The sequence below is a fragment of the Pseudomonas sp. GM33 genome, from assembly GCF_000282295.1.
GTDB classification, from domain to species: domain Bacteria; phylum Pseudomonadota; class Gammaproteobacteria; order Pseudomonadales; family Pseudomonadaceae; genus Aquipseudomonas; species Aquipseudomonas laurylsulfatiphila.
The window spans coordinates 1-6,943 of record NZ_AKJO01000187.1 but is presented as its reverse complement, the minus strand read 5'-3'; the positions used below and the strand labels follow the sequence as shown (position 1 = coordinate 6,943).

Genomic DNA, 6,943 nt, shown 5'->3' with positions numbered 1-6,943 from the left:
GGCAAAACTTGACCAGAACAGCCTGCTCGCGAAAAACCAGAGAACACCGCGGGGCACCTGCCAGCCAGCGTTTTCGTTGACGACCATCGCGAGCGGGCTCGCTCCTACAGGGTTTGTGTTTTCGCCCGCGGCCAATGCCCTCTGTAGGAGCGAGCCTGCTCGCGATAAACCGGAGAACACCGCGGGGTACCTGCCAGCCCGCGTTTTCGTTGACGACCATCGCGAGCGAGCTCGCTCCTACAGTTACGGTGTGTTCAGTATCTGATCAAGGGTTCACCTGATACCCCTTGCCCTGCAAACAGCTGGTGTAAGCCGACGTGGTGTTCGCCTGGGTGGTTTTCGATTGCTCCCGGCGTTCCTGGCGCTGACGTGACGCACCGACTACGGCGCCGGCCGCCGCCGTCTCCTTGGCGCGGTTCTGGCGATAGTCCTGTTTCCTGTCATCGTCGACACGATCATAAACCTCGTCATGTTGATTGCCGCGCACCTGGGCCCCAACCGCGCCAGCGGCAGCCCCGGCAGCGGCGCCCTTGACCCGCCCACCGGAAGGCGTGGAAGCCGTCGAGGCGCTTTGGCTGGCGGCGATGCTGTTGCATTCGTTGATGTCGGCCTGGGTTTGTTGCGAGCTTTGCCCTTTCATCGGCACTACCGTTTGCGCCCATCCCGGGGCGCTCAAAACCGACAAGGCGAGACACAGACTGATAGGTGACAGTTTTTTCATGATGACCTCCGGATGAACCTGGTTCACCCCCAACAGGAGTTTAGATCAGCCCCCATCAGCCACCCGGTTACTGACCGGCGGTGGGCTCGATCTCCAGCCGGTCGTCGACCCAACGCGCCGGCATCATCATTTTTGTCAGGCGCCAATCCCCCGAAGGGGCATGAGGCCGAAAGCAAGGTAAGACGTGTATTCAGAACAATGGCGCGGGGGATTCGAATGCAATGAAGATCAAACTGTGGGAGCGGGCTTGCTCGCGAAGGCGGAGGGTCAGCCGACATCAATGTTGACTGTGCCACCGTATTCGTCGGATCGCCGCCCGGAGCAAGCCCGCTCCCACAGGGTTAGCGGTGTTGATCAGGCCTTGGTGGCCAGCGGATAGAGCTTGTCATCGAACTGCGACAGCTTCGGGAATACCAACGGCTGATCATCACTCAGGTGTTGCAGGCGCTGGCCGTAATCAACCAGAAATTGCTGGCGCGCATCTTCACTGATATACGGCACATGCCAGGCCACGAAGGGTTCCAGCACGTCAAAACCGACATAAGCCAGAGTGCCGCGCAGGATCGGCCGCAGCATGTCCTCCAACGGACCGTGGATCGCGCCCTCACCGAACATGTGTTCACGGCCACCCAGGGTCACGGTCACCAGCGCTTTCTTGCCGGCCAACCCACCCTGATCGTAGAAACGCTTGCCGCCATAGCAGATGCCGGACACCAGCACCCGATCAATCCAGCCCTTGAGCATGGCCGGGGTGGAGAACCAGAAGATCGGGAAGTTGAGGATCAGCAGGTCGGCCCACAGCAGTTTGTCCAGCTCGGCCTGGATGTCCGGCGCCAGCGACTGGCTCTTCACGCCCAGGCGTTGTTCCAGGGCATAGACCAGGTACTCGGGGTTTTCCCGATTCGAGAAGTCGGCGTCGCTGGCCACCGGGTTCCAGTTCATTTTGTACAGGTCGCTGACCTGCACTTCGTGGCCCTGAGCTTCGAGCGTGGCGACGGCCTGGTCACGCAGGGCGGCGGTGAAGGATTGCGGCTCCGGGTGAGCGTGGACGATCAGTACTTTCATGGTGGTTCCTTAGACTTTTTCCAGCGTATCGGTTGAAGGTGTGCAAGCGCGCGTGGCCAGCAAGCGGTCGAGCCAGTCGGGGTCCATTTGCGGTTCGGAAGAAAACAGCAGCCCGGTGTAGTCCTGATGCGGCGGGGTGAAGATCTGGCTGCGCGAGCCGTGGTCCACCACCCTGCCCCGTTGCATCACCAATACCTCATCGGCAATCGCCCGAACAGTGGCGACGTCATGGGTGATGAACAGATAGGCGACACCCAGTTGTTGCTGGATGCGGTTAAGCAATTTCAGTACGCCTTCGGCGACCAGTTGGTCGAGGGCCGAGGTCACTTCGTCGCAGATGATCAGTTGCGGATCGGCCGCCAGGGCCCTGGCGATGCAGATGCGTTGTTTCTGCCCGCCCGACAGTTCCCGGGGTTGACGCTCCATGAAGGTCGCCGGGTCGAGCTCGATCATCTCCAGCAGTTCAGCGACCCGGGCGCGCATGGCCTTGCCCTTGAGACCCAGATAAAACGTCAATGGCCGACCAATGATATCGACGATGCGCTGACGCGGGTTCAGCGCCGTGTCGGGGATCTGATAGATCATCTGGATGCGCCGCAGTTGCTCCTTGCTGCGCTGGCGAAAGTCCCCGGGCAATGGCTGGCCGTCGTACAGCACCTCGCCATAGGTCGGCGGCAGCAAGCCGGTGATCAGCCGCGCCGTGGAGCTCTTGCCGCTACCGGATTCGCCGATCACCGCCAGGGTCTGGCCGCGATACAGCTTCAACGATACGTCGTGCAGCACCGGTTGCCGGCCGTAACTGGCAAAGCTGTTGCGCAGTTCCAGCAGCGGTTGTTCCTGTTGCGGGCTGGCCTTGGGCTCGGTGCGGAAACTGCGCACCGCCCACAGTGACTTGGTGTAGTCCTCCTGCGGGTCGCCGAGCATCTTGCGGGTCTCGGCCTCTTCCACCAGTTTGCCGTGGCGCAGCACCATGATGCGGTCGGCCATCTGCGCGACCACCGCCAGGTCGTGGCTGATGTAGATCGCCGCGCTGCCATAGGTCGCCACGGCGTCGCGAATGGCGGCGAGGACTTCGATCTGGGTGGTGACGTCCAGCGCCGTGGTCGGTTCGTCGAAGATGATCAGGTCCGGGTGACAAGCCATGGCCATCGCGGTCATGACCCGCTGCAACTGGCCGCCGGAGACCTGATGCGGATAGCGCTGGCCGATGGTTTCGGGGTTGGGCAGGCGCAGCACCCGATACAGTTCCACTGCCTCGCGCATGGCCTGGTCGCGACTCATACCGCCGTTTTTCACAGCGGTTTCTACGTGCTGGTCGATCAGTCGATGGGCTGGGTTGAACGAGGCCGCCGCGCTCTGTGCCACATAGGCAATACGCAGCCCCCGCAGTTTGCGCAGGGCTTCGGGTTTGGCCTTGAGCAGGTCGATGCCGTCGAAGTGCACCGAGCCGCCGGTGATTCGGCAGCCGTCGCGGGTATAGCCCATGGCCGACAGGCCGAGGGTCGACTTGCCCGCGCCGGACTCGCCGATCAGCCCCAGCACTTCGCCCCGTTGCAGGGTCAGGTCGATGCCCTTGATCAGCGGATGCCAGGCGTCTTCGTAATGGCCTTCGATGTGCAGGTCGCGGATTTCCAGCAAAGGTTTTGTGGTCGTCATGTTCAGCATTCCTTGAGGCCGCTGGATTTGTGCAGCATCCAGTCGACGACGAAGTTGACGCTGACCGTGATCAAGGCCACGGCCAGGGCGGGCAGCAACGGACTGATGTCGCCGAAGGTGATCAGCACGGCGTTGTCGCGCACCATACTGCCCCAGTCGGCGGTAGGCGGTTGAATGCCCAGGCCGAGGAACGACAAGGCACTGATGAACAGGAACACGAAGCAGAAGCGCAGGCCGAACTCGGCAATCAGCGGCGCCGCGGCGTTCGGCAGCACCTCGCGGGTCACCAGCCAGCACAGGCCTTCACCGCGCAGGCGCGCGGCTTCGACGAAGTCCTGTACCACCACGTTCATGGCCACCGCGCGCGACAGGCGAAACACCCGGGTCGCATCCAGCAGCGCAATCACCAGCACCAGCGACGTCGCCGTGGTACCGACCACGCTGAGGATCAGCAAGGCGAAGATCAGTTGCGGAATGGCCATGAGGATGTCCACCACCCGCGACAATCCCTGATCGACCCAGCCGCCCTTGATCGCCGCGATCAAGCCGCAGGACCCACCGAGCAAAAACGCCAGCACCGTGGTGAGGAAGGCAATGCCCAGGGTATTGCGCGCGCCATAGACCAGGCGGCTGAACATGTCGCGCCCCAGGTTGTCGGTGCCCAACAGGAACTGCCCGCCCCACGGCTCAAAGCCCCCGCCCACCACCTGGGTTTCGCCGAACGGCGCCAGTACCGGCGCAAACACCGCCACCAGCACGTAAAGCAGGATCATCAACAAACCGAACTGGGCGCTCAGGGGCGCCCGCCACACGTGTTTTAACAGGCTCATGGTCTACCCCTTCGGATGCATCAGGCGTGGGTTGCTGGCGATCGACAGCACATCAGCGCTGGTGTTGAGCAGGATGTAGGTCGCGGCGAAGATCAGGCTGCAGGCCTGCACCACCGGAATGTCGCGCTTGGCCACCGAGTCCACCAGCAACTGGCCGAGCCCCGGATAGACAAACACCACTTCGACCACCACCACGCCGACCACCAGGTACGCGAGGTTCAACGCCACCACGTTGACGATGGGCGCCAGGGCATTGGGCAAGGCATGCCGGAAGATGATCCGCGACTGGCTGATGCCCTTGAGCCGGGCCATTTCGATGTAGGGGCTGGCCAGCAGGTTGATCAACGAGGCGCGGGTCATGCGCATCATCTGCGCGATCACCACCAGGCTCAGGGTCGCCACCGGCAACACCGAGCGTTCCAGAATCGTGCCCAACGAAGCGTCCGGCGCCAGGTTGGAAATGCTCGGGAACCAGTTGAGCTTCACCGCGAACACCAGGATCAGGATGTAGGCAACGAAGAACTCGGGGAACGACACCGCGCTCAGGGCCGAGGTGTTGAGCAAGCGGTCGAACCAGCTGTTGCGGTACAGCGCGGCGAGCATCCCCAGACACAATGCCAGCGGCACCGACACCAGGGCCGCCAGCAAGGCGAGGCTGAAGGTGTTGCCCAGGCGCGAGCCGACCAGTTCGGCGATGGGTCGCTGGTTGGCCAGCGATACGCCAAGGTCACCGTGCAACAGCTGCCAGATCCAGTGGCCGAAACGGCTCAACGGCGGCAAGTCCAGCCCAAGTTGCGCCCGGTAGGCCGCCACGGTTTCCGGGGTGGCTGACTGGCCGAGCATGGCCTGGGCGATGTCGCCTGGGAGCATGCCGACGGCCAGGAAGATGATCACTGAGACGGCGAACAGGGACAGCAGGCCTAAGGCGAGGCGCTGTCCCAACAGCTTGAAAATACTTCTCATCGTGCAGTTCCTTGAAGTGGGCACGCTTGCATAATCCTGAAAATTTCTACTGTGGGAACACGACCCCCTGTGGGAGCGAGCTTGCTCGCGATAGCGGACTGTCAGCCAACATTGATGTTGAATGTGTTGCCGTCATCGCGAGCAAGCTCGCTCCCACAGTTGATCTCCACGGTTCAACTTTCCGGTTTATGCCTGCCACCAGCGCTCGATCACCCGCAGGCCATCCAGTTCACCGTAGGGCGCCGTCTGGCCGCCATGAACGACCTTGTTGGAACGCGCCGCTACGGAACTGGCGAACAGCGGCACGATCGCCCCGCCCTCGTCCCGGCACAGCGCCTGCATTTCGTTGTACATCTCGCGGCGCAGCGGGTCGTTCATTTCGCCGCGAGCGGCGTTGAGCAGTTGATTGAAGCGCGGGTTGTCCCAGTGGGTTTCGTTCCAGGCCGCGCCCTTGGCGTAGCCGATGCTGAACATGCGGTCGGCGGTCAGGCTGCTGTACCAGAACGAGGTGGTGAAGGGTTGCTTCATCCACACGTTGGAGAAGAAGCCATCGGCCGGCTCGCGCACCACGTCGATGTCGATCCCGGCAGCGCGGGCCTGCTCCTTGAACAGCACCGAGGCGTCCACGGCGCCGGTGTAGGCCGCGTCGGAGGCTTGCAGACGGACCTTGAGCGAATCCAGACCGGCCTTCTTCAGGTAGAAGCGCGATTTGTCCGGATCGTAGGTGCGTTGCTCCAGCGCAGTGTTGATGAAGCGGCTGCCGGGCTGGATCGGGTGGTCGTTGCCCACCAGGCCATAGCCGTGCAGCACCGAAGCCAGCAGGGTTTCGCGGTTGATCGCGTGCTTCATCGCCAGGCGCACGTCGTTGTTCAGGAAGACCTGGCTGTCGGTGAGCATCGGGAAGGTGTAGTGCTGGGCGCCTTTGGTTTCTTCGATGACCAGGTTCGGGTTGCGCTTGAGCAGCGCGACGGTTTTCAGGTCGACCTTGTTGATCACATCCACTTGCCCGGTGACCAGCGCATTGACCCGTGCCGCGCCGTCGGAGATCGCGATCAACTCGGCGCTGGCGAAGTGCGCGCGCCCCGGTTTCCAGTAATCGGGGCTGCGCTCCAGGGTCATGCGCACGCCCGGCTCGAAGTCCTTGAGGCGATAGCCACCGGTGCCAGCGCCGGCCTGCCAGTCTGCCGCGCCGTCCTTGCTCGGCATGATCGCCAAGTGGTAATCGGCAACCACGTAAGAGAAATCAGCGTTGCCCGAGTGCAGTTCGAACACCACGCTGTCGCTGCCATTGGCACTGACTTTGGCCACGTCACCCAGCACGGTCTTGGCTGCCGAGGTGGATTTTTCGCCGAGGTGATGCTGGATCGACGCCACCACGTCATCGGCGGTCAGGGTCTTGCCGTTGTGGAAGGTCACGCCCTGACGAATCTTGAACGTCCAGACACGCGCGTCCGGGGTCGAGGTCCAGCTTTCGGTCAGTTCGGGGATGGCGCTGCCGTCGACGGCAATTTCGGTCAGGGTGTTATAGACCGCCGAGAAGCCGACGAAGGTGAAGGTGTCGGACCAGGAACCCGGATCTTTCGAGTCCGTGGTGCTGCCGCCCGCCAGGCCCAGACGCAACACGCCACCCGGTTTTGGCGTGGCCTCCCCGGCAAGGGCGCCAAACGGCAGCCCCATGGAGAACGCCCCGGCCACCGCCGCGGCTGGC

General features: G+C 62.8%; 6 protein-coding genes and 1 pseudogene. 1 reads left to right on the top strand and 6 read right to left on the bottom strand.

Annotated elements, in window-relative coordinates; genetic code table 11:
* Positions 1-265: pseudogene (locus tag PMI26_RS32090) on the top strand (hypothetical protein); the annotation flags it as partial.
* Here PMI26_RS32090 and PMI26_RS00730 read toward each other — a convergent pair.
* The 6 genes from PMI26_RS00730 to PMI26_RS00755 all read right to left on the bottom strand — a co-directional run.
* Positions 266-721, bottom strand: a complete 456-nt coding sequence (locus PMI26_RS00730; RefSeq protein ID WP_007980728.1) for a YMGG-like glycine zipper-containing protein — start codon at positions 719-721, stop codon at positions 266-268. It lies immediately after the preceding pseudogene.
* Positions 722-1,075: 354 nt separating this feature from the next.
* Entirely contained in the window at positions 1,076-1,786 is a 711-nt protein-coding gene (locus PMI26_RS00735; RefSeq protein ID WP_007980726.1) for an NAD(P)H-dependent oxidoreductase, read from the bottom strand.
* A gap of 9 nt (positions 1,787-1,795) precedes the next feature.
* On the bottom strand, positions 1,796-3,442 hold the full coding sequence (locus PMI26_RS00740) for an ABC transporter ATP-binding protein (RefSeq protein ID WP_007980725.1): 1,647 nt from the start codon (positions 3,440-3,442) through the stop codon (positions 1,796-1,798).
* A 2-nt stretch (positions 3,443-3,444) separates the two neighbouring features.
* A complete protein-coding gene (locus PMI26_RS00745; protein ID WP_007980721.1) occupies positions 3,445-4,272 on the bottom strand; it encodes an ABC transporter permease in 828 nt (275 codons plus the stop codon).
* A 3-nt stretch (positions 4,273-4,275) separates the two neighbouring features.
* Positions 4,276-5,235, bottom strand: a complete 960-nt coding sequence (locus PMI26_RS00750; protein WP_007980719.1) for an ABC transporter permease — start codon at positions 5,233-5,235, stop codon at positions 4,276-4,278.
* Between the two features lie 186 nt (positions 5,236-5,421).
* The coding region (locus PMI26_RS00755) for an ABC transporter substrate-binding protein (RefSeq protein WP_007980717.1) at positions 5,422-6,943 on the bottom strand (1,522 nt) is incomplete at its 5' end.

Coding starts and splice junctions, on each gene's coding strand:
- PMI26_RS00730 (WP_007980728.1), bottom strand. CDS start 721: ATGAAAAAACTGTCACCTATCAGTCTGTGTCTCGCCTTGTCGGTTTTG.
- PMI26_RS00735 (WP_007980726.1), bottom strand. CDS start 1,786: ATGAAAGTACTGATCGTCCACGCTCACCCGGAGCCGCAATCCTTCACC.
- PMI26_RS00740 (WP_007980725.1), bottom strand. CDS start 3,442: ATGACGACCACAAAACCTTTGCTGGAAATCCGCGACCTGCACATCGAA.
- PMI26_RS00745 (WP_007980721.1), bottom strand. CDS start 4,272: ATGAGCCTGTTAAAACACGTGTGGCGGGCGCCCCTGAGCGCCCAGTTC.
- PMI26_RS00750 (WP_007980719.1), bottom strand. CDS start 5,235: ATGAGAAGTATTTTCAAGCTGTTGGGACAGCGCCTCGCCTTAGGCCTG.